Source organism: Rhodococcoides trifolii (assembly GCF_014635345.1).
GTDB classification, from domain to species: Bacteria; Actinomycetota; Actinomycetes; order Mycobacteriales; family Mycobacteriaceae; genus Rhodococcoides; species Rhodococcoides trifolii.
Window position 1 is genome coordinate 1 of record NZ_BMCU01000010.1, and the last position, 20,206, is coordinate 20,206.

The following is a 20,206-nucleotide window of genomic DNA, read 5'->3' on the forward strand; positions in this document are numbered from 1 at the left end:
CCCCGCGTGTGCAGGTGACGTACTTCGCCTGACCGGGCGGGTTCACGGTGTAGTGGATGCCGCGTAGGACGCCGGCGGCGGAGACGGAGCAGTTGGCCTGCCGCAGGTTCAGCGGGTGCCCGACGGCGGGTTCGAAGACGGAGGCTTTGAACCATTCGAAGAACACGCCGCGGTCGTCGCCGAATTGCTTGGGGGTGTATTCGAACGCCCCGGCCACCGAAAGTTCACGCAAAGTCACGAGAGCACAGTATCGGGCGCACCCGTATTCTTGCTGTCCATGAAGCTTCTCGTGACCGGTGGTGCCGGGTTCATCGGCGCGAATTTCGTGCATCAGACCCTCGCCACTCGGCCGGACGCCGAGATCACGGTGCTCGATGCGTTGACCTACGCCGGCAACGAAGAATCTTTGGCCTCGGTCAGGGACCGGATCGAGTTCGTCCACGGCAACATCGCCGACGCCCCCCTGGTCGACGATCTGGTGCAGAAGTCCGATCTGGTGGTGCATTTCGCGGCGGAGTCGCACAACGACAATTCGTTGTCCGATCCGTGGCCGTTCGTGCAGACCAACGTCATCGGGACGTACACCCTCCTGCAGGCGGTGCGTGAGCACGACGTGCGGTACCACCACATCTCCACCGACGAGGTGTACGGCGATCTGGAGTTGGACGATCCGGAGCGGTTCACCGAAGCGACGCCGTACAACCCGTCGAGCCCGTATTCCTCGACGAAGGCGTCGAGCGATCTGATCGTGCGGGCGTGGACCCGGTCGTTCGGGGTGAAGGCGACCATCTCGAACTGCTCGAACAATTACGGTCCGTATCAGCACGTGGAGAAGTTCATTCCCCGTCAGATCACCAACGTCCTCGATGGGGTGCGCCCGAAGCTGTACGGGGCGGGCCTGAACGTGCGGGACTGGATTCACGTCGACGACCACAACAGTGCGGTGTGGGCGATCATCGACGGCGGTGAGCTGGGTCAGACGTATCTGATCGGCGCCGACGGAGAGGCGAACAACCGCACCGTCGTCGAATCGGTGCTGGAAATCTGTGGCAAGGGCAAGACCGATTTCGACTTCGTGACCGACCGCCCCGGGCACGACATGCGATATGCGATCGATTCGAGCAGGTTGCGCACCGAGTTGGGGTGGGAGCCGCGGTACCGCGATTTCCGCGCCGGCCTCGAGGCGACCGTTCAGTGGTACCGAGACAACGAAGCCTGGTGGCGTCCGCAGAAGGACGCCACCGAGCAGGCCTACGCGAAGGCAGGCGAACGCACACTGTGAAGCGACTGGCCGCGGTGACCGTCGGGCTGTTCGCAGCGGCCCTGCTCATGTCCGTGCCGGCGCAGGCGCAGGAAACCTGCGACCCCGCATACTATCTCGCTGTTCGAGGCTCGGGTGAGCAGCCGCAGGGTGACGCGGCGGGTGCGGCCACGTCCACCTACCCCGACGGTGGTGGCATGGGACCGCTTCTCCAGCAACAGTTTCAGGGACTCAGCGGCGTCACCGGGTACGGAATCGTGTACCCCGCCGTGCCGGTGGAGACGACACTCACGGGTCTTCCCGCGTACCGGGACGACTACGCGGCGTCCGTCGCAACCGGAGCGGCTGCGCTCCGACAGACGCTGCGCGACATCGATTCTCGATGTGGATCGCAGTCGACCACTATTGTGGTCACCGGGTATTCCCAGGGCGCCGACGTGGTCAATGCGGCGCTCGCGCAGGTACAGAACGACGGTGCGACCGACTTCTCGCGGGTGAACAAGGTAGTCGTGTTCGGCGACCCCAGCCGCCTGCAGGGTGCCATGCCCGAGGCCATCGCCACCCGCGGTCAGGGTGTACGCCGCACGTTGCCGGTGTTCTCGCCCGTGGACCCGGCCACCGATGCGTGGATTGCCGATCACCGCACCATCTTCACGTCGTTCTGCGCGGGATTCGACGCCGTCTGCGACACGTCGTCTGCGCTGCAGGTGATTCCCGGGCTGGGCCTCGAGTCGGCGGCGAAGGTCACCGGTGACGTCCATGTCAACTATTACACGACCGGAATCGACTGCGCTGCAACTAGTTCGGTGACCACACCCACCGCGTGCGGCGCAACGGTGATCGCAAATGCCCTCGGTTCGAGCGCACCGACGTCCGTGCCTGCCCCGCAAATTCTGCCCGCCGACGCACCGATCGCGATCATGGCAGATCTCGGTCCGGCACAGGGGCTCGCGCAACTGGTGGTCACTGTGGGACCGGTCAGCGTTCCCGTCGTCCTCAGCCCGGACGGAATTGCTGCGGCCTCGGTGACTCTGCCGCCGGGTACGTACACGGCGACGGTGGGAGGCGTGACGTCCATGCCGTTCGAGGTGGCAGCGGGTGGTCAGGACAAGCCGTACGTGCCGATCGTGGCCGCCTAGCTCATCCGGTGCCGCAGCACGATGTACACCGCGCGGCGCATGAACGAGGTCAACAGAGCCTTGACGTTACCGATGCGAACGTCGTTGGCCGACAACAGATCCGGATTCTCGGAGCGTAGTTTCTCGTGGAAGCCCGCGGCCTGATGTGCCTGCTCGCGCGCCAGGCGCACACTCCACTGGCCGGCGTTGATGCGGAACGACGCCAGCGACTCGGGAATGGCCACGACGTCGCCCTGCAGCGACACCTCGATGAAGCTCGCCTGATCGATCAGGTACGGGTGGGTGTTGTCCCACCATCCGATCTTCTCGAGCGCATCGCGGCGCATCATGACGCACGCCGGTTCACCGAAGATGTTGGAACCGGCGAGAACTGCGGTTCGGGCAGCTTCGCGGCCACCGACCAGACCGTCGAGTCCGCCGAGACCGCGGGCGGCGATGAGTGGCTTGCCTGCAGCGTCGGTCAACGTCCGTTGCGAGGCAACCAGGACGGCCGACGGGTGGGCATCGAACGCTGCCACCTGCTGCTGGAGTGACGTCGGTGTGATGGTGTCGTCGCCGCAGACGAGCTTGATCAGTTCGCCTCGCGCCTCCTGGCTGACCCGATCCCAGTTACGTTTTGCCCCGCCGCCGGCTTCCGTGGTCAGCAGTCGGACGCGAGGATCGGACTCGTACCGCCGCGCGACGTCCATGGTGCCGTCCGTCGACGAGTGATCGGCGACCACCACTTCGAAGTCGTCGTACGTCTGCGCCAGGATGGAGTCCATGGTCTCCGCCAGATAGGCGGCGTTGTTGAAGGACGGAACGACGACAGACACACGGGGGGTCATACAGTCGGCTCTCTCTTGTGACGTCGGAACGAGAAGTCGCGGTAACCGAAGAAACTGACCACGGCGGTGAACAGTGTGATCACGAGCTGCGACGGGATGGGTGGGAAGCCGAGCCCGGACACGGCGATCGTCATCAGGACGAGGTTGACGGCGAACGCGCCGAGGTTGACCACCACGAAGCGCCAGAAGTCCCGCAGAAGATGCCCTCGCACGCGGAACACCAGGTAGCGGTTGGTGCAGAACGCAGTCACCACGTTGCAGGCGTATCCGAGCACGATCGCCGCGTGGTAACCCCAGGTGTCGCCGATGGCGAGTTGAAAGGCGATGAACCACGCCGTTCCCAGTGCCGTGTTGAAGCCACCGACGAGCAGGAACACGATTGCCTGATTGCCTATCAGCCGTGCCAGGGGTCCCGTCGGGGGAGCGGCGGGGGAGTCCTCGTCCGGAACGCCCGGGGTCAGACCGTGCATTCTTCGAAGTCTCTCAGCAGCCGGTGAAGAATCACAAACCTAGAAGAGCAAGGCGCTCCGCGTCGCATTCAACGTCGACGCGATCCCTGCGTGCAACGTGCGGTGCGTGCGCCGGTCGATGTGCGGCCACACCACGGACCGTAACCGCAGGTCACTGCCCTGCATCGCAGAGAGCGGGGACGCAGCCTGCACGACGTTGGGTCGACGGTGGAAGACCGATCGACAGGCGCCGAGAATCGCACCGATCGTCACGGCCTGCCCCGACGCGAAGATCTTCGTCGTCGAGCCGGGACCTGCCGTCGGGGCGTAGTCGAGTGCGTCGCCCACCATTTCGGCTGCGTCGGTGACGAACAGGTAGTCGCGCAACGTGTCCATCGGTACGTAGATCGAGACCGGCGACGCCAAGAGATACCCGCGGCACAGGTGCGAGATCAGACCCTGGGGCTTGGACAGGTTCTGACCCGGTCCGTAGAGATTGGCGAAGCGTCCGATGACGGTGCGGGCGCCGAACCCGCGCACCAGCTCTTCGGCGTCGAGCTTGGCGTGACCGTAGTCGCCGAGGGGAGACGGGACGCTGTTCTCGTCGTGCGGCGCATCCGGTGTGCCCGCGTACACCCCGCCGGCCGACGACGCGTGGAAGAAGGTGCCGCAGTTCAGCTGCTCCAGCACGCTTCCGAGCAGGTCGTTCTCTCGGGCGAACTCGTCGCGCGACGTTCCGTTGACACCGGCCCCCGCGCACCACACGACATTGTCGACGTCGTGCAGCCGTCGCGCGTCCTCGATCACCACGTCACGGGCCCGTGGGTTGTCTCCCCACGGGACGGACGAGGTGAGGACCTCGTGTCCGCGTCGACCCAGTTCGGTGACGACCGATCGACCCAACAGGCCACCGCTGCCGACCACCCACGACCGCGTCATTCGCGCTCGGGCAGCCGCTCCGCCCGCCCCAAGGGCCCGGCTGCAGGGTCGTTGACGATCAAGTACGGCGGTTTGCCCATCGCGGTCTTGACGTTGACGCCCACGTACTCGGCGACGACGCCCAACGAGAACAGCGATGCGCCGAACCCGAAGAGAAGAACGACCATGGTCGACGCCCACCCGCGCACTTCGGAGTCGGGATCGAAGAAGGCGTAGACGATGATCAGGTACGCGACCAGCACCAGTCCGAGGACGGCGAAGAGCAGTCCGAGAATGCTGACGATCCGCAGACCCTTCGTCCCGCTGGACAGCACCATCCGCCAGAAATGCGAGAGGAGACTGCGGAGGTGGTAGCCGGAGCGCCGTCCACCTTCTTCGCGAAGTGCGACAGGACTGGTGGCGATGTCGCCGGCGATCCACCCGAGCGCCACGTCGAGGTACGCCTCCGACCCCGAGTACGCCGCGACGGACCGGCCGACCTCACCGAGGACGAGCCGAAAGCTGTTGTACTGCACCGTGTTCTCGGCCGATAGGGCTTTCGCGATGAGCCACTTGGACCCCTTCGATGCGACGTTGCGCCACATGCCGTGGGGCGGCGCGTTCGTGGCGCGGGCGTAGACGACGCTTGCCTGCTCGTCGAGTGCGGTATCAAGCAATCCGCCGATGTCGCGGGGATCGTGTTGACCGTCCTCGTCCATGGTGACGATCCACTCGCCACCACTCGACGCCATTCCCGCGAGGGTCGCCGGATGTTGGCCGAAGTTGCGGCTGAGCCAGATCCCACGCACCCACGGCCGCTCGGCGATGAGCTCACGGATGACGCGTGCGGAGGCGTCCGGCCCGTGGTCGAAGACCAGCAGAACTTCCTCGACCACCATCGGGCGCCGGCCCGGTGTCACTGTTCGCTCGGTCAGCGGTTCGAGTTCCGCGATGAGCGCCGGCAACGTCTTCTCGCCCTGATACACCGGCACGATGACGGAGATCCGGTGTGGGGAGGAAGCGTCGGTCACAGGTCGTGAGCCTAGCGGCCCGCGAATCGGTGCACTCCCCTCGGCGCGTTCGGAAACCTGCGAGAAGTCCGTTTTGCGACTAGCGTGTCCGAATTGCCGACCCCTTCTTTCGCCTCGGGAGGCGCACACATGAGCGACGACACCACCAGCGACAGCTACACGGCCCGTCTGCGTGAGTTGCAGGGCGCGCGTTGGAAGCGAGTCCTGCGTGTCCAGGCGCCGTACCAGTGGAACATCCGCCGTCACCTGGGTGGGCGACGAGTTCTCGACGTGGGATGCGGCATCGGGCGCAACCTGCGCAATCTTCCGCCGGGCAGCGTCGGCGTCGACCACAACGAGGCGTCTGTCGAGTTCTGTCGATCGCAGGGCATGGAGGCGTACACGGCCGACGAGTTCCACGCTCTCCCCAAGGCGACGTACGACGGCATGCTGATGGCGCACCTCCTCGAACATCTTCCGCCCGGGGTCGAGCACAAGGTGATCGACGAGTATCTGCCGTACCTGGAACCGAACGCGACGGTGATGATCGTCTGTCCGCAGGAAGTGGGATTCGCGAGCGACCCGACGCACACCAGCTGGCTCGACGCCGACGACCTGCTTCGGATCTGCGGCGAGACCGGAATCCGGAAGGCGACGTCTGCCTCCTTCCCGTTCCCGCGGCCGGTGGGAAAGTTGTTCGTCTACAACGAGACCGTGGTCGTCGGAGACGCTCCGGCGCCCTGATCACGCCGTCGGCGACGAATGTTCTCGCCCACCATGACCGCGAGCAGGACGATGCCGAATGCCATTCCGGCCAGGCCGAGGCGCTGGCCGGGCGGCCGGAAGGTGATTTCCAGGGCTGCATCGGTGGTGCCCGCCGGCAGGTCGACGTAGACGAACGTTCCGCCCAGACCCTGCACCGTCAGCGGCTGCCCGTTCAGTGACGCGGTGTATCCGGGCCACGCGAGGCGGGCGAAGACGACTGATCCACCCGCGGGCGAACTGACCGTGACTTCTTCGTGGTTCGAGCTCGACGACACCGGCGTGGCCGTGGCGTTCACTGTCGCCGACACCGTGCCCTGCTGCGCGGAGATCGGCCCGTCGATCCGCTCGAGTACCGCAATCTGATCGCCCGACGATTTCGGCGCGGGAACCCAGTGCCAACCCGGCGGGACCGCGAAGTTCTGCAGCGACGGGAACTGCGTCTTCTGTACGGTCACGCGATCGAGAAGCATCAGGTCGGCGAAGGTGCGGCCGGTGTAGAGATCGGTGTTGAACACGCTCTGAAGTGCGGATGCGCAGGTGGACCCGTCGTACTCCATGCAGAGCAGGCCGGCGAACTTCTGATGACCCACCGGTGTGTACGCGTTGACGTAGTCGAGGTCGAGGTCCTTGGCGTAGTTGCCGTAGACCTGCGAACGCCAGGGGAGGTTGTCGGTGCCCTTCGTCCCTGACGATGGGGTGTCGGTCAGGGTGCGGGTGCCCAGCTGCAGCGTGGTGCCGTCGAAATCGGGAAACTCGTCGCGCGCTTCGGACTGCGACGTCGGAAGCGCCCAGCTGCTCAGTACCGGAACGTAGTTGCCGACCTGATACAGCGCGATCGGAATCACCAGCACCATCAGGAGCGCGGCTGCGACGCGCTGATCGCGTCGCATCGCGAGGACCAGGACGACGGCGCCGAGGGCGACGACCAACAGTCCCCACATCAGGTGTCGACTCGCGAACTGAGGTCCCGACGACATCGCCCGCAGCACCAGAATCACGGTGATTGTGACGGCGGCGACGATCCGGGGACGCGCCGGTCGGGTGGTTCCGAATCGGCTGACCAGCGTCACCACGATGATCAGTGCCACGACTGCGACGAACGGCAGCAGTCGTGCCGGCCAGCGAATCTGGCCGATGTCGGACGGCCCAGCGGTGAAGAGCAGCAGGAACACCAGAAGGATCGCCGGAGCCGACAGTTCCTTGAACGACGACGTGGCTCGCTGCCACCCGACGAACGCCAGGATGGGTACGAGAAACCACGCGATGTAGGTGACCGGGGCCGTGGTCGTCTCGCCGGCCCACGACTCGATGCTGGTCACCGCCGACGGAATGCTGGCGGTGATCGTCTCCGACCACGGCGCCGTCAGGAAGTTGTCGTTCAGCGTGCCTTCCTGTCCGGTGCGCCACGTGACGGCCGAGCTCAGCACGCCGGGCAGGAAGGTCACGGCGCCGCACGCCGCCGCCGCGACGGACACCGCGGCGAGACGAAGCGACGGCCACAGTTGCCGGGTATGGATGTATTCGCCGATCATCACGGCGCCGGCGGTCACGCCGGCCATCAGCGCGGCGTGGACGTACCCGACGCTGATCGCAAGATAGAGGAACACGAAGACCGGGATCGGGCCCGACTGCCCGCGCACGTAGCGGACGGCACTGGCCCACGCCTGGATCACCCAGGCCATGCCGATCAGCGAGGTGACCCACGACGGTTGCTCGAAGAAGAGGGTGAAGCCCGCGAACGGCGCACTCGCGGCGGCGACCGCGGCCCAGGCGGGGCGTGCGCCGTAGACCAGCGCAACTCGGTACACGCCGAGGGCCAGTACGACGGCGAAACCGATTTTGACGGCGGCGGCGAGCAACGACAGGTTGTCGACGGAGGGGGCAATGAAGTTGATCGCCATCTGCACGGGATTCCAGAGCCCACCCTGGCCCTCCACCGGGTAGTTTCCGGCCATCCACTGGTGCAGGACGATCGGCACGAACTGGCCTTCGCGGAGCAGCCGACCCAACTGCAGCCAGTTTCCGACCGCGCCGGACGCGGTGTCGTCGATGTAGAAGAACGTCGGTCGCAGCGCCAGTACGGCGAGCAGACCGACCACGACAATTCCGGCGGAAGCAGATCCCCAGGCCCAGCGCTCGCGACGAAAGGTCGAGGTCGCCGAACTCATCTGATTGATCTACCTCTTCGTCGGGGGGTGCGAGAACCTAGATTGTCGCCGATAGCCGTTCGCCGCGGCCGTTCGGGTGGTAGGCGCGCCCTACGACGGATGCCGGGTACGGACCCGCCGCGTTGTTATCGTGGCCGCATGTCCCAACCCGCTTCGGTTCCGTCCACGCTCACCGAGGCCCGGAAGGTCCCGGATCGGCTGCTGGTCCAGCGTGGTGTGTTCGTCGGTCCGTCGGCCCGAGTCAACAGTGACCTGTACGTGAACATCGAGCGCGGGGCCGGGCACCGAGAACGCCACTTCTTCTCTCTGGAGCCGCGGTCCTTCGCGCACACCAACACGTACTTCGGCCGCTTCGCCGCGTCGTACTGGCAGCGGTGGACCACTGTCTCCGCCGTGCGTGTCAGCGCGCGTCTGAGCACGAGCCAACGCGCACGGGTGCGGCTGATGGCCTCCGACATCGCCGGACACCGCCGCATAGTCGCCGGCGAGGAACCGACGTCCGACACGGTGATCAGCTTCGACGTGCCGCTCGACAAGTTCGTCGACGGTGGCGCGCTGTGGCTCGAGTTCGAGTCCTTCGGCGGCTCCCTGGTGGTCGACGACCTCGAGTGGACCGTGACGTCGCCCGACGTGGTCCGCAACGTCGCCATCGCCATCTGTACCTTCAATCGCGCCGACGATTGCGCCCACACGGTTGCTGCTCTGGCGTCCGACGAGTCGATCGTCGACATCATCGACGCGGTGTACGTGGTGGACCAGGGGACCGACCTGGTGAAGGACCGTGACGAGTTCGTCCGGGCCGCATCGATACTGGGCGACAAACTCGTCTACCTGAACCAGCCCAACCTCGGTGGCGCAGGCGGATTCACGCGAGGCCTGTACGAGGTGTCCGGCAGCGGATCCACCGCCGACGTCATCCTCATGGACGACGACATCCTCTGTGAACCCGAAACGGTGTTGCGGCTCAGCACATTCGCCAACACGACCGTCGAACCGACCCTGGTCGGCGCGCAGATGCTGTTCCTACTCAACCCCGACTACCTGAACGTGGGAGCCGAAGACGTCGATCTGTCGGTCCTGATGCACGGCCGGCGGGTACCGAAAGCGTTGGGCAACAAGTCGATGCTCACCAAGAACCAGGAGCGACGGGTCGACGCCGGGTACAACGCGTGGTGGACGTGCCTGATCCCCGCCGAAGTGGTGAAGACGATCGGACTGCCACTGCCGATCTTCTTCCAGTGGGACGACGTCGAATACGGCGTTCGCGCACGGGAAGCCGGCTTCGTGACGGTCACGCTTCCCAACGCGGCCGTGTGGCACGCCGACTTCTACTGGAAGGATTTCGACGACTGGGCACGCTACTTCAGCACCCGCAATTCCCTCGTCGTCGGTTCGCTTCACAGTCAGCTCGACGGTAAAGCGTTGTCGGCCATGTTCTTCCGGCAGATCGCGGAATACATAGTCGGCATGCAGTACGGACTCGCGCACACCACGCTGAAGGGGATCGAGGACTTCCTGAAGGGTCCGTCCCACCTGCGGGACGGCGGCATGGCGGCGATGGCCCAGATTCGTGCGGACCGCAAGGACTACCCCGAGACCATCATGCATCCGGCCGCGACGGCGCCGGTTCGGTCGGCGGACCTTCGCGTCGAAAGAGCGAGCGGTGAGCCGAGCAGGATGCGGCTGATCCTCGCCAAACGAGCACTCGATCAGTGGCGCGGCCGCACCATCGGCGGATTGCACGGCGTCACCCGCGAGGACGCCCACTGGTGGCACATCTCGCGCTTCGATCACGTGGTGGTGACCGACGCGTCGCAGGGTGGGGTGCGAATTCGTCGGCGCGACAAGGCAACTGCACGAAAGTTGGTGCTGCGAACCTACCGACTGATGAAGCGATTGCGCGCCGAAGCCCCTGCGGTCTCCGAGCAGTATCGGGCGGCGGTGCCGGACCTCATCAGCAGGGAGAACTGGGCGCGGTTGTACGGGCTCTGACCGCAGAGATCACCCGGTGATCCGCACGACCACCTGCTCACTGTTCGACGTGTACGCGAGGTAGTCGAACTTCACCCCGGCCCGCTTCACGAACTCCACCCACGCCCGGTATTCGTGCTGCTCCCACCCGGGAAAGTTGAAGAACTCGTCGAAGACGATGATCGTGCCCGGCTTCAACCGGCTTTCGAGTCGGCGCAGGACGAAATCCGTCGACGAGTACAGGTCCGCGTCGAGGTGCAGGAACGCCACCGGTCCGCGATTCTTCGACAGAAACGTCGCCAGAGTCTGCTGGAACAACCCTTCGACGAGGAACGCCCCCGGGACGTCCGGCTTCTCCGCAACGGCGAACTCGCCGACGGGGTAGCCGGTGCGCCACGGCTCGGGGAGGCCGTCGAAGGTGTCGAAGCCGACGACGACACCGACGTTCGACTCCTCTTTCCACTTCTCGGCGATGATCGTGAGCGTCGTGCCGGTGGCGACGCCGAATTCGAGCGCCATGCCGTCGATGGACACCTGGTCCAGCGCGAAGCGCAGTGTCTCGTGCGGATGGGTGAACGTCGGGAGATTGTCGAGCGTCGTTTCGGCGAAATCTGCGCTCGATGCGACTGCTTCGAGATCGGATGCGAAAGGCATGTCGTGCCGCATCCGAAATTCCAGGGTGTCGACCGATGCACGGAGGTCGGCGAGCACGGCGCCCTGCTCGTCCAGTCGCTTGATCAGCTCACGGTGCCGGCGGTCCGACTCGGCCAGTGGTTCGGCCACGGCGTCCTGTACTGCGTTGATGAGCTTGTTGCGGGCGGACACCTTGAGGCGTTCGGACCACCGGGGGCGGGACGTCATGAAGACATACCGTAGTTCACGGTCTCCGGAAACGCTCCTGCCGACCGAGCTTGCGCAATCGGAACCATTCGCCCAGGCCGCGGGGGTCGCGTTTCGTCACCAGGAAGTACCAGGAAAACCGAATCCACTCCTGCGGAAGCAGTTTGCGCATGCCCGGCTGCGACATCACGTACCCCCGGTTGCGGTAGGTGAAGTAGCGCTTGGTGGGGTCGTCGGGATACTGCGTGTGCATTCGTCCCCCGAGGATGGGTTTGAACTCCTCGGCTCCGTTGGGGTGGACGTACGCAGTCTGCAGACACGTGCCGAACTGGAGGCCGGACCGGGTGAGTCGACGGTGTATCTCCACCTCGTCGCCGCGGACGAACAACCGGAGGTCGGGAACGCCCACTGCCTCGATGGCGGCTGCGGTGAACAGCGCGCCGTTGAACAACGAGGCGTACGACGGAAGTAATTCCTCCTCCCCGAGCTCGTGCCGCCACCGTCGCCACGCGGTTCCCCGCCGCAGCGGGAAAGCAAGTCGGTCGGGCTCGTCGATGTCGCACACGACGGGCGACACCTCCTGCAACGAATACTTCTCGGCGCACGCCAACAGCGTCTCGAGAACGCGTGGCCCTTCGGGGCGGCCGTCGTCGTCGGCCAGCCACACCCGGTCGGCACCGAGGGACAGCGCGTAGAGGATGCCCAGGGCGAATCCACCTGCGCCGCCGAGGTTGTGCTTGGACCCGAGATACGTCGTCTCGAGTCGGACCGATTCGACCAACGAACGAACAGCCTCCTCGTCCGCATTGTCGACGACGACAAGATGGTCGAGTGAACGCGACTGGGACGCAAGCACTTCCAACGACTGCGCCAGGAGCTCGCGGCGTCGATGAGTGACGACGACACCGATGATTCGTTCAGTCACCGGACTTCTCGAGCTCCCTGATGACGTGCGCGACGTGGTCTCCCGCTTCGGGGCCCTCGTACGCCCGCACGATCTCCTCGATTCCACCCTGCTGGCGGATGTTGCCGTGATCGATCCACATCGCGCTGTCGCAGAGTTGGGCCAGGAATTCGTTGGAGTGCGAGGCGAACACGAGGATGCCGGACCGCTGCACCAACGACTGCAGCCGAATGCGCGCCTTCTTCATGAACTCTGCGTCGACGGCGCCGATGCCTTCGTCGAGCAGCAGGATCTCCGGGTCGATGCTGGTGACGACGCCCATCGCGACGCGCACTCGCATGCCGGTGGAATAGGTGCGCAGCGGCATCGACAGGTAGTCGCCGAGTTCGGTGAATTCGGCGATCTCGTCCATCTTCGCGAGCATCTGCTTACGCGTCTGCCCGAGGAACAACCCGCGAATGATGATGTTCTCGTATCCCGAGATCTCCGGGTCCATGCCGACGCCCAAGTCGAAGACGGGCGCGACTCGCCCACGAATGGACGCGCTTCCGCGTGTCGGTTCGTAGATGCCGGCCAGCAACCTCAGCAGGGTCGACTTGCCCGCGCCGTTGTGGCCGACCAGGCCGATGCGGTCGCCCTCCTTCAGCGAGAGGGTGATGTCGCGCAGCGCCTCGACGACGACGACGTCGGAGTCGTTTCGACCGATGGAGCCGCCGGCCTTGCCGAGGAACGCCTTCTTCAGGGAGCGGGACTTGGCGTCGAAGATCGGGAAGTCGACGCAGGCATCCTTGGTCTCGATGCTGACGGTCACGGTCGGTCGCTCCTAAACCCAGTAGGGCACGCGGGCCCGATATTTGCGCATGGCGTGGATGGCAAGGAGCCACCCGAACACCGTGATCGCGATGACGATGTACCAGTGGTACGCCTTCTGCGGCTGCCCGATCATCGGGTCGCGGATGATCGCGAGGTAGTGGAAGAGCGGGTTGATCTCCGCAAGCTTCGCCCGTTCGGAAATCTGCCCGCCGGCGCCGCTGAGCGCTTCGGTGGTCCACATGATGGGCGTCAGCACGAAGAGCAGAAGGATGAGGCTGCCGAGGATCGGCGCGATGTCGCGGTAGCGGGTGGCGAAGATGCCGAACACGAACGAGACCCACAGAGAGTTCATGATGATGAGCACCAGTGCCGGGATCGCGGTGAGCGACGCCCAGGTCAGCTCCCGCCACACTCCGAACGCGGCCAGGATCACCACGTAGATCACGAGGTTGTGTGCCAACAGCAACAGCTGCCGCCACACGAGGCGATAGATGTGCACGCTCAGCGCCGACGGCAGCTGTTTGATCAGCCCCTCGTTCGCGACGAACACCTCGGAGCCCTCGAGAATCGACGCGCTGATGAGATTCCAGATGATCAGCCCGACGGTCACGTAGGGCAGGAACTGCGAGATCGGTTGGTCGAGGAGCGCCGAGTAGAGGACGCCCATGGCCGCGGCCTGCACACCCGTCGCGATCGTGATCCAGAACGGACCGATCACCGACCGGCGGTAGCGCTGCTTGATGTCTTGCCAGCCGAGGCTGAGCCAGAGTTCGCGCTGCCCGTACCCCTCCCGCAGATCTCGGAAGGCGCGGCTGAGCGTTTGGCTGTCGGACACGAGCGACGAGCCTACTTGGTTTCCCGAGGCAGCCCGATCAGAGATACTGCCCGGTGCCCGACGACGGCTGAGACGGACCGCCGCCCATGCTCACGCCGGGAGGCAGGGCGCCCTGCCGCATCTGCTCCAGCTGGGCTCGCGCTGCCATCTGCTGCGCGAACAGCGCGGTCTGAATGCCGTGGAACAGGCCTTCGAGCCACCCGACCAGCTGAGCCTGCGCGATACGCAGCTCGGCGTCGGTAGGAACGGTGTCCTCGCCGAACGGCAGCGTGAGCCGCTCGAGCTCGTCGCGCAGTTCCGGAGCGAGTCCCTGTTCGAGCTCACGCACGGAGGACTGGTGAATCTCCTTCAGACGGGCGCGGCTCGCGTCGTCGAGCGGAGCGGCCCGCACCTCTTCGAGCAGCTGCTTGATCATGGTGCCGATACGCATCACCTTGGCGGGCTGCTCGACCATGTCGGCCAGCGATTCACCGGGCTCGTCGTCCGCCGCGCCCGTCACCGAGGCACGTGCGGCCGCCGCAGACGCTTCCGCCGCACTCATCGCAACGGGACGGCCGTCTGGTCCGACGATGACGACCTGGTCGTCTTCGGGCTGGTCGGGCTGCGGCTGAGATGACGTCATGTGTCCATCTTGACCCGACGTACCGACACCCGCCAGCGCCGGGGCGCCCTATCCTGGTAGCAGCGTCGGGGAGGACCGCTACGGGAGGATCGATCATGCCTGCGTGCACCCCGACCGGTGACGGGGCGCTCGGCGGTTCGCGGCGCTTAGAGTGTCCGGCATGAGCTACGACGTCGCGCGGGTACGAGGGCTCATCCCCTCCCTCGGCGACGGGTGGATTCACCTCGACCCGCAACTCGGAATGCAGATTCCCGACCGCGTCTCCACCGCCGTCTCGACGGCGTTCCGCGGGGCGTCGTCGACGCGTACGGGTCGACACACCTTCTCCCGTCGCAGCGCGTCGATCACCGAGGATGCCCGGCAGGCAGTTGCCGATCTCGTCGGTGGCAAACCGGAAGGCGTCGTTCTCGGTCCGGATCGGGCGACGCTTCTGGCGTGGCTCGCCGAATCGCTCAGCACCCGTCTCGGTCTCGGAACGGGGCTGGTTCTGTCCCGTCTCGACGACGAAGCGAACGTCGCGCCGTGGCTGCGCATCGCGAACCGCTACGGCGCCCAGGTCCGGTGGGCCGAGGTGGACATCGAGACCTGTGCTCTCCCGAGCTGGCAGTTCACCGAACTGATCGGACCCACGACGCGTCTGGTGGCGCTCACCGCCGCGTCGCCGGTGGTGGGTTCGGCGCCCGACGTCCGCATCGCCGCCGACCGGGTCCACGATGTCGGCGGTCTGATCGTGGTCGACGCCGTCGGTGCGACGCCCTACGCCCACGTCGACATCGGTGAACTCGGCGCCGACGTGGTGGCGGTCAGCGCACCGGCGTGGGGCGGACCTCAGGTGGGCGCCTTGGTGTTCCGGGACCCGGCCCTTCTCGACCGCATTCCCGCGATGTCGCTGAATCCACAGGCGCGGGGCGCCGAGCGGCTCGAGGTGGGCGGTCTGCAGTACGCGATGCTCGCGGGAATGACCGCCTCGATCGACTTCCTCGCCGGTCTGGACGAGAACGCCACGGGCTCGCGTCGCCGACGCCTCGAGATGTCCATCAGCTCGCTGCAGGACTATCAGGATCAGCTGTTCGACCACTTGCTGAAATCCCTGGACGACCTCCCGAGGGCCATGGTCATCGGACGGTCCCCGAGCCGGGTGCCGACACTCAGTTTGAGCGTCGACGGCGTCCCCGCCGAGAAGGTGGCAGCCCACCTCGCCGAGAACCGCATCGGCGTCGTCAGCGGCATCCACGGTGGCAGCCGATTGCTCGACTCGCTCGGGGTGAACGACGAGGGCGGCGCCATCACCATCGGGTTGGCGCCGTACACGACGCGCTACGAACTCGACGAGTTCGTCTCGCGGATAGCGGCTCTCAGCTGATCAAGCCGCGATCGCGTTGACGATCACGGCGACCAGCGCCAGCACCAGGAGGAAGGCAGCCGGGCCGAACTGGCCGTCCTTGACACGGATGTGCCCGACGACTGCGCCGACGAAGTAGAGAACGACACCGATCGCGGCAGCGATGGCCAACGGCGTGAAGAAGATGCCGATGATCAACCCCACTGCACCGGCCAGTTCGACGACGGCGAGCAGCGGGATCTTGTCGTCGGGGAAACCGACGGAACGAATGCCGGCCAGAGCTTGCTCGTTCTTGGTCAGTTTTCCGATCGCGGACAGAGTCAGCGCGATGGCGAGGAAGGCATTGACAACGATTGCGACGATGGCCATGGTCGTTATCCAACCTCATCGAACGCGCAGCAGCACCTTCCCCACGGTGGAGTGGTCGTCGAGCATCCGGTGCGCGGACGCCGCGTCCTGAATGGGCACCTCGGCGTGGATCACCGGAACCACGGCGCCTTCGGTGACGAGAGGCCAGACGTGTTCGACCACGGCCCGAATGATCTCGGCCTTTCCGTGCGCACCGCTGAGCGGGCGAGCGCGCAGCCCGGCGGCATGAACGGTGCCGCGTTTGGCGATCAAGCTGCCGAAGTCGAGCTCTGCTTTCCGGCCACCCTGCATGCCGATCGTGATCAACCGGCCGTCCATCGCGAGCGCAGAGATGTTGCGGGACAGATACTTCGCGCCCATGTTGTCGAGGATGACGTCGGCGCCGTGACCGTCGGTGGCCGTATTCAGCTCCTCGACGAAATCGGTTGTCTTGTAGTCGATCAGAATCTCGGCGCCGTACGTGCGGCAGATCTCCAGCTTCTCGGCCGAGCCTGCAGTCACCGCGACCCGTACTCCGAGGGCCTTCGCCAATTGCGAAGCGTGCGTTCCGATTCCACTGCCGCCGCCGTGAATGAGCAGGGTGTCGCCCGATTTCAGGCCGGCCGTCATCATCACGTTCGACCACACGGTGCACGCCACCTCGGGCAGGGCAGCTGCGGCGCGCAGGTCGAGCCCGTCGGGAATCGGCATGACCTGACCGACGGGCGCGACCACCTGCTCGGCGTACCCACCGCCGGCGAGGAGTGCGCAGACTCGGTCACCGACCGAGAATCCGGAGACGCCCGGTCCGAGGTCGCTGACGATGCCCGAACACTCGAGTCCGAGAATCTCCGACGCTCCGGGCGGAGGTGGGTAATTGCCTTGCCGCTGTTGCAGATCGGCGCGGTTGACCGCGGTGGCGGACACGTCGATCAGCACTTCGCCGGGGCCGGGTGTCGGGTCGGGCACCTCGGTCCACGTCAGGACGTCGGGGTCACCGTATTCGCGGAGCGTGATCGCATGCATGAGACCACCGTAGGCCCTCCCCCGAAACGGGACGCGAACTCAGGCGCTCTCCGTCGCCCCCGCCCAGATGTTGATTCCGGAATCCCGGGCGTGCGCGTCGATCGAGGACAGCTCCTCGTCGCTGAACGAGAGGTTGCCGAGCGCTCCCACGTTGTCCTCCAACTGCTTCACGCTCGACGCGCCGATCAGGACCGACGTGACCCGCGAGTCGCGCAGTGCCCAGCTCAGCGCCAGTTGCGCCAACGACTGCCCCCGCGCCGAGGCGATGTCGTTCAGGGCGCGAAGATGGCCGAGAGTCTCCTCGTTCAGCCAGTCGGGATCGAGCGATTTACCCTGCGCTGCACGTGAATTGGCCGGAACGCCGTCCAGATATTTGTCGGTCAGCATTCCCTGAGCCAACGGGGAGAACGCAATCGTCCCGACGCCGAGGTCGTCGAGGGTGCCCAACAGTTCGGTCTCGATCCAGCGGTTCAGCATCGAGTACGACGGCTGATGGATCAGCAACGGAACACCCGCGTCGGAGAGCAACGACGCCATGGCGCGCGTGCGCTCGGGTGAGTACGAACTGATGCCGACGTGCAGTGCCTTGCCCTGGTGGACGGCGCTGATCAACGCACCGGCGGTCTCTTCGACGGGTGTGTCGGCGTCGGGCCGATGGCTGTAGAAGATGTCGACGTAGTCGATCCCCATTCGTCCCAGCGACTGGTCCAGCGACGACAGCAGGTACTTGCGAGATCCGCCGAATCCGTAGGGGCCGGGCCACATGTCCCAGCCGGCCTTCGACGAGATCACCAGTTCGTCGCGGTAGGGACCGAAATCTTCGCGGAGGATCCGTCCGAAGTTGATCTCGGCGCTGCCGTACGGAGGGCCGTAGTTGTTGGCCAGGTCGAAATGGGTGATTCCGAGGTCGAACGCACGGCGCAGAACGTCGCGCTGAGTCTGCAACGGCGTGTCGTCGCCGAAGTTGTGCCACAACCCGAGGGAGATGGCGGGGAGTTTCAGGCCGGACGTTCCCGTGCGGCGGTAGGGCATGTTCTCGTAACGGTCGGGATGTGCAACGTAAGGATCGGGCATGCTGTCATCCTGCACCGTCTAGCGTGGGGCGGGTGACGTACTTCGGCAACTTCCAGAACGAGATCTACCTCGGCGGCCTCGGCGGAGCTGTTCCCGAGCTCCCCATGACGGCCGCGGAACTCGAGCAGCAGGCGCGCGAAACTCTGTCCGCCGCTGCCTTCGCCTACATCGCAGGCAGCTCGTCCACCGAACGCACCGCTCGCTCGAACGTCGACGCGTTCGCTTCTCGCCGGATCGTGCCGAGAATGTGGCGCGGGGCCAGCGCTCCCGACGCCCGCGATCTGTCGGTCGAGGTTCTCGGAACACGGCTGGCTGCACCGATTCTCACCGCGCCGGTCGGTGTGCTCGGCATGGTGCACACCGACGCGGAGCCGTCCGTCGGATCGGCCGCGAGCGAGTTGGGGATCGGGTCCGTGCTCTCCACCGCGTCGTCGACCGCCCTCGAGGACGTCGCCCCGAGCTCCGGGGAGAACTGGTGGTTCCAGCTGTACTGGCCCGCCGACCACGAATTGGCGGAGTCCCTCGTGCGTCGCGCGACGGCGGCGGGAGCCAAGGCCATCGTCGTCACCGCCGACACACCTGGAATGGGTTGGCGGCCAAGGGACCTCACCCTCGGTCACCTCCCGTTCCTGAAGGCGGAGGGCATCGCCAACTACCTGAGCGATCCGGTCTTCCGCTCACGCCTCGCCACCCCGCCGGAGGAGAGTGCGGAGGCCATGCAGATCGCGGTACTCACCTGGGTGGGCATGTTTGGCAATCACACACTCCGGCCTTCCGACGTCGAGAGGGTCCGGCAGTGGACGGACCTGCCGGTGGCGGTGAAGGGCGTCCTGCATCCCGACGACGCCCGGGCCGTCGTCGACGCCGGCGCCGCGGGTGTCGTTGTGAGCAATCACGGTGGCCGTCAGGTCGACGGGTCCATCTCGTCTCTCGACGCGTTGGGCCCGATCGCCGATGCGGTCGGTGACCGCGCGGCCGTCCTGCTCGACTCGGGCATTCGATCCGGGTCCGACGTGATCGTCGCGCTCGCGTCCGGAGCGGACGCCGTCTTCTACGGTCGGCCGTGGGTCTACGGGCTCGGGCTCGCAGGTCGGGCGGGTGTGGTGCATGCACTCTGGTGCCTGCTTGCCGACTTCGATCTGACGATGGGTCTCGCCGGTTTGTCCTCGATCAAGGAGATCGATCGCTCCGTTCTCGCGGACAGGTGAGCGATCAGCGGAGCAGACTCGTCGGTCTGGACTACCCTCGTCTCCCGTGACCGCTGAAATCGGGGAGACCGGCGAAACTGGTGTTCAGCCCAACTGGCTGGACCATACGGAGATGCGCGCGTGGCGCAGTCTCATGGACGGCAGCTACCGGTTGATGGACGTGCTGAACCGGGATCTACAGGACAGCCACGGACTCACACTGGCCGAGTACCGCATCTTGGTCATGTTGTCGGAGTCGCCGGACGGAGCGCTGCGCATGTCGGAGCTGGCCGACGGGGTGCTGTCTTCCCGCAGCAGGCTCACTCACCAGATTCGGCGGATGCAGACGCAGAACATGGTGGTTCGCGATACCTGCCTCGAGGACGGACGCGGCGTGCTGGCGGTCATCACCGAGGAAGGTCGAGCCCGCCTTCGCAGTGCGGCACCTACTCATGTGGTCAGTGTGCGCAAGCACTTGATCGATCTGCTGACCTCCTCCGAACAGCAGGTGCTGGGGGACGTGTTCGAGAAGGTCGACGGGCACCTGACCCGCGACGGCTACTAGGCGCGAGGGCTACTAGACTCGACTATGGAAGCGTGGCAGAGCGGCCCAATGCACTCGCCTTGAAAGCGAGAGACGTGTAAAAGCGTCCGGGGGTTCAAATCCCTCCGCTTCCGCCAAAAGACAAAAATCCGGTGCCCGACGG

21 protein-coding genes and 1 tRNA gene are annotated in these 20,206 nt (G+C 65.7%); 8 read left to right on the forward strand and 14 right to left on the reverse strand.

Annotation, left to right across the window (positions count from 1 at the left end; genetic code table 11):
* A partial coding sequence (locus IEW02_RS24560) for a dTDP-4-dehydrorhamnose 3,5-epimerase family protein (protein WP_188548015.1) occupies positions 1-238 on the reverse strand: 238 nt, incomplete at its 3' end.
* A gap of 39 nt (positions 239-277) precedes the next feature.
* Here IEW02_RS24560 and rfbB point away from each other — a divergent pair.
* Together rfbB and IEW02_RS24570 are read left to right on the forward strand one after the other, a co-directional pair.
* Positions 278-1,282 carry a dTDP-glucose 4,6-dehydratase gene (gene rfbB / locus IEW02_RS24565; RefSeq protein ID WP_188548017.1) on the forward strand — a complete coding sequence of 335 codons (1,005 nt, stop codon included), beginning with the start codon at positions 278-280 and terminating at the stop codon, positions 1,280-1,282.
* Positions 1,279-2,400: a cutinase family protein gene (locus tag IEW02_RS24570; protein WP_188548019.1), complete on the forward strand. Its 1,122-nt coding sequence runs from the start codon at positions 1,279-1,281 to the stop codon at positions 2,398-2,400. Before rfbB ends, IEW02_RS24570 begins: the two co-directional genes overlap by 4 nt.
* Here IEW02_RS24570 and IEW02_RS24575 read toward each other — a convergent pair.
* From IEW02_RS24575 to IEW02_RS24590, 4 genes are read right to left on the reverse strand one after another with little or no spacing between them, the layout of a single operon-like run.
* Positions 2,397-3,227 carry a glycosyltransferase family 2 protein gene (locus IEW02_RS24575; protein ID WP_188548021.1) on the reverse strand — a complete coding sequence of 277 codons (831 nt, stop codon included), beginning with the start codon at positions 3,225-3,227 and terminating at the stop codon, positions 2,397-2,399. The two genes, IEW02_RS24570 and IEW02_RS24575, sit on opposite strands and share 4 nt — an antisense overlap.
* Positions 3,224-3,697, reverse strand: coding sequence for a GtrA family protein (locus IEW02_RS24580; RefSeq protein ID WP_188548023.1), 474 nt, complete (start codon positions 3,695-3,697; stop codon positions 3,224-3,226). The genes IEW02_RS24575 and IEW02_RS24580 overlap by 4 nt, the downstream gene beginning before the upstream one ends.
* A 39-nt stretch (positions 3,698-3,736) precedes the next feature.
* Entirely contained in the window at positions 3,737-4,615 is an 879-nt protein-coding gene (locus IEW02_RS24585) for an NAD-dependent epimerase/dehydratase family protein (RefSeq protein ID WP_188548025.1), read from the reverse strand.
* Complete coding sequence (locus tag IEW02_RS24590; protein ID WP_188548078.1) at positions 4,612-5,598, reverse strand: glycosyltransferase; 987 nt, start codon at positions 5,596-5,598, stop codon at positions 4,612-4,614. The genes IEW02_RS24585 and IEW02_RS24590 overlap by 4 nt, the downstream gene beginning before the upstream one ends.
* Positions 5,599-5,754: 156 nt before the next feature.
* On the opposite strand from IEW02_RS24590, the gene IEW02_RS24595 reads away from it, so the two are divergent.
* Positions 5,755-6,348, forward strand: coding sequence for a class I SAM-dependent methyltransferase (locus IEW02_RS24595; RefSeq protein WP_188548027.1), 594 nt, complete (start codon positions 5,755-5,757; stop codon positions 6,346-6,348).
* On the opposite strand, the gene IEW02_RS24600 is transcribed toward IEW02_RS24595, so the two are convergent.
* Positions 6,306-8,537: a hypothetical protein gene (locus tag IEW02_RS24600; protein ID WP_188548029.1), complete on the reverse strand. Its 2,232-nt coding sequence runs from the start codon at positions 8,535-8,537 to the stop codon at positions 6,306-6,308. The genes IEW02_RS24595 and IEW02_RS24600 overlap by 43 nt on opposite strands.
* 138 nt (positions 8,538-8,675) lie before the next feature.
* On the opposite strand from IEW02_RS24600, the gene IEW02_RS24605 reads away from it, so the two are divergent.
* Entirely contained in the window at positions 8,676-10,529 is a 1,854-nt protein-coding gene (locus IEW02_RS24605; protein ID WP_188548031.1) for a glycosyltransferase, read from the forward strand.
* A 9-nt stretch (positions 10,530-10,538) separates the two neighbouring features.
* Here the strand turns inward: IEW02_RS24605 and IEW02_RS24610 are convergent, their stop codons facing one another.
* From IEW02_RS24610 to IEW02_RS24630, 5 genes are read right to left on the reverse strand one after another with little or no spacing between them, the layout of a single operon-like run.
* A complete protein-coding gene (locus IEW02_RS24610) occupies positions 10,539-11,369 on the reverse strand; it encodes a class I SAM-dependent methyltransferase (protein WP_188548032.1) in 831 nt (276 codons plus the stop codon).
* Positions 11,370-11,385: 16 nt separating this feature from the next.
* Positions 11,386-12,273: a galactofuranosyltransferase GlfT1 gene (gene glfT1, locus IEW02_RS24615; protein ID WP_188548034.1), complete on the reverse strand. Its 888-nt coding sequence runs from the start codon at positions 12,271-12,273 to the stop codon at positions 11,386-11,388.
* On the reverse strand, positions 12,266-13,063 hold the full coding sequence (gene wzt, locus IEW02_RS24620; RefSeq protein WP_188548035.1) for a galactan export ABC transporter ATP-binding subunit Wzt/RfbE: 798 nt from the start codon (positions 13,061-13,063) through the stop codon (positions 12,266-12,268). The genes glfT1 and wzt overlap by 8 nt, the downstream gene beginning before the upstream one ends.
* Positions 13,064-13,075: 12 nt before the next feature.
* On the reverse strand, positions 13,076-13,945 hold the full coding sequence (gene wzm, locus IEW02_RS24625; protein WP_188548080.1) for a galactan export ABC transporter permease subunit Wzm/RfbD: 870 nt from the start codon (positions 13,943-13,945) through the stop codon (positions 13,076-13,078).
* The gene (locus IEW02_RS24630; RefSeq protein ID WP_229746304.1) at positions 13,938-14,522 is read right to left on the reverse strand and encodes a bacterial proteasome activator family protein; all 585 of its coding nucleotides are present in this window, start codon (positions 14,520-14,522) and stop codon (positions 13,938-13,940) included. Before IEW02_RS24630 ends, wzm begins: the two co-directional genes overlap by 8 nt.
* 160 nt (positions 14,523-14,682) lie before the next feature.
* On the opposite strand from IEW02_RS24630, the gene IEW02_RS24635 reads away from it, so the two are divergent.
* Positions 14,683-15,885 carry a cysteine desulfurase-like protein gene (locus IEW02_RS24635; RefSeq protein ID WP_188548037.1) on the forward strand — a complete coding sequence of 401 codons (1,203 nt, stop codon included), beginning with the start codon at positions 14,683-14,685 and terminating at the stop codon, positions 15,883-15,885.
* On the opposite strand, the gene IEW02_RS24640 is transcribed toward IEW02_RS24635, so the two are convergent.
* Genes IEW02_RS24640 through mgrA form a run of 3 tightly spaced genes read right to left on the reverse strand, consistent with a single transcriptional unit; the run spans position 15,886 to position 18,312 of the window.
* A complete protein-coding gene (locus IEW02_RS24640; RefSeq protein ID WP_188548039.1) occupies positions 15,886-16,233 on the reverse strand; it encodes a DoxX family protein in 348 nt (115 codons plus the stop codon).
* A gap of 15 nt (positions 16,234-16,248) precedes the next feature.
* On the reverse strand, positions 16,249-17,238 hold the full coding sequence (locus IEW02_RS24645; protein WP_188548041.1) for an NAD(P)H-quinone oxidoreductase: 990 nt from the start codon (positions 17,236-17,238) through the stop codon (positions 16,249-16,251).
* Positions 17,239-17,277: 39 nt separating this feature from the next.
* Positions 17,278-18,312, reverse strand: a complete 1,035-nt coding sequence (mgrA, locus tag IEW02_RS24650) for an L-glyceraldehyde 3-phosphate reductase (RefSeq protein ID WP_188548043.1) — start codon at positions 18,310-18,312, stop codon at positions 17,278-17,280.
* Between the two features lie 32 nt (positions 18,313-18,344).
* On the opposite strand from mgrA, the gene IEW02_RS24655 reads away from it, so the two are divergent.
* The 3 genes from IEW02_RS24655 to IEW02_RS24665 all read left to right on the forward strand — a co-directional run bounded on the left by IEW02_RS24655 (position 18,345) and on the right by IEW02_RS24665 (position 20,180).
* Positions 18,345-19,520, forward strand: coding sequence for an alpha-hydroxy-acid oxidizing protein (locus IEW02_RS24655; RefSeq protein ID WP_229746305.1), 1,176 nt, complete (start codon positions 18,345-18,347; stop codon positions 19,518-19,520).
* Between the two features lie 112 nt (positions 19,521-19,632).
* Positions 19,633-20,064, forward strand: a complete 432-nt coding sequence (locus tag IEW02_RS24660; RefSeq protein WP_188548085.1) for a MarR family winged helix-turn-helix transcriptional regulator — start codon at positions 19,633-19,635, stop codon at positions 20,062-20,064.
* Positions 20,065-20,090: 26 nt separating this feature from the next.
* Positions 20,091-20,180: transfer RNA gene (locus IEW02_RS24665), tRNA-Ser, on the forward strand.
* The last annotated feature ends 26 nt before the right edge of the window (positions 20,181-20,206 follow it).

What these genes read in the sequence shown, in the direction of transcription:
- IEW02_RS24575 (WP_188548021.1), bottom strand. Translation starts at nt 3,227, where the DNA reads ATGACCCCCCGTGTGTCTGTCGTCGTTCCGTCCTTCAACAACGCCGCC.
- IEW02_RS24640 (WP_188548039.1), bottom strand. Translation starts at nt 16,233, where the DNA reads ATGGCCATCGTCGCAATCGTTGTCAATGCCTTCCTCGCCATCGCGCTG.
- IEW02_RS24600 (WP_188548029.1), bottom strand. Translation starts at nt 8,537, where the DNA reads ATGAGTTCGGCGACCTCGACCTTTCGTCGCGAGCGCTGGGCCTGGGGA.
- IEW02_RS24585 (WP_188548025.1), bottom strand. Translation starts at nt 4,615, where the DNA reads ATGACGCGGTCGTGGGTGGTCGGCAGCGGTGGCCTGTTGGGTCGATCG.
- IEW02_RS24605 (WP_188548031.1), top strand. Translation starts at nt 8,676, where the DNA reads ATGTCCCAACCCGCTTCGGTTCCGTCCACGCTCACCGAGGCCCGGAAG.
- IEW02_RS24630 (WP_229746304.1), bottom strand. Translation starts at nt 14,522, where the DNA reads ATGACGTCATCTCAGCCGCAGCCCGACCAGCCCGAAGACGACCAGGTC.
- IEW02_RS24610 (WP_188548032.1), bottom strand. Translation starts at nt 11,369, where the DNA reads ATGACGTCCCGCCCCCGGTGGTCCGAACGCCTCAAGGTGTCCGCCCGC.
- IEW02_RS24635 (WP_188548037.1), top strand. Translation starts at nt 14,683, where the DNA reads ATGAGCTACGACGTCGCGCGGGTACGAGGGCTCATCCCCTCCCTCGGC.
- IEW02_RS24645 (WP_188548041.1), bottom strand. Translation starts at nt 17,238, where the DNA reads ATGCATGCGATCACGCTCCGCGAATACGGTGACCCCGACGTCCTGACG.
- IEW02_RS24660 (WP_188548085.1), top strand. Translation starts at nt 19,633, where the DNA reads ATGCGCGCGTGGCGCAGTCTCATGGACGGCAGCTACCGGTTGATGGAC.
- mgrA (WP_188548043.1), bottom strand. Translation starts at nt 18,312, where the DNA reads ATGCCCGATCCTTACGTTGCACATCCCGACCGTTACGAGAACATGCCC.
- rfbB (WP_188548017.1), top strand. Translation starts at nt 278, where the DNA reads ATGAAGCTTCTCGTGACCGGTGGTGCCGGGTTCATCGGCGCGAATTTC.
- IEW02_RS24580 (WP_188548023.1), bottom strand. Translation starts at nt 3,697, where the DNA reads ATGCACGGTCTGACCCCGGGCGTTCCGGACGAGGACTCCCCCGCCGCT.
- IEW02_RS24595 (WP_188548027.1), top strand. Translation starts at nt 5,755, where the DNA reads ATGAGCGACGACACCACCAGCGACAGCTACACGGCCCGTCTGCGTGAG.